The organism is Bradyrhizobium iriomotense (assembly GCF_030160715.1).
Lineage (GTDB): Bacteria > Pseudomonadota > Alphaproteobacteria > Rhizobiales > Xanthobacteraceae > Bradyrhizobium > Bradyrhizobium iriomotense.
The window spans coordinates 1-556 of record NZ_BSOW01000169.1; the positions used below are offsets into that span (position 1 = coordinate 1).

1 pseudogene is annotated in these 556 nt (G+C 61.7%); it reads left to right on the top strand.

Features of this window, described 5'->3' with window-relative positions:
- Positions 1-35 precede the first annotated feature (35 nt).
- Positions 36-430 (top strand): annotated as a pseudogene (gene tnpA, locus QQL28_RS45820) (IS66-like element accessory protein TnpA); the annotation flags it as partial.
- Between the last annotated feature and the right edge of the window lie 126 nt (positions 431-556).

Consider the following 556-nt stretch of genomic DNA (forward strand, 5'->3'; position numbering starts at 1 on the left):
TTGCGGGTTTTTCCGGTCTGTCGCTGACTGTCGGTATGGATATCCTTACTGAGAGTCGTCAAGCGAGCCGCCTTGAAGTTGTGGAGACCGGTGGGCGTCGGCGCTGGTCGGATGCTGAGAAGCTGCGGATTGTCGAGGAAAGTTTCTCAGGTCCACGGCTGGCGTCGGCGACGGCACGGCATCATGGGGTTTCGAAGCAGCTGCTGTTTTCGTGGCGCAAGGCCTATCGCGAAAGACAGCTTGGCGGCTGTCAGTAGATGGATTTGTGCCGGCCCAGATTGTGTCGAAGGTCCAGTCGTCGGCCGAGCGTGCCGCGGCAGCGACGAATGGCATTCTGGAGGTCGTGACCGCGAATGGCCGGCGCGTGATCGTGGATCGCAACGTCGATGTCGAGGTTCTGCTACGGATCATACGGGGGCTGGAGACACTGATCCCGAAGCGTTCGCGTGTGGCTTGCGACGGGCCACACCGACATGCGGTGCGGCTTTCCGAGCCTGGCTCTCCGCGTGCAGGAGGTGCTCAGCGCGACCCCATGGCGGCGATCTTTTCTGCTTCA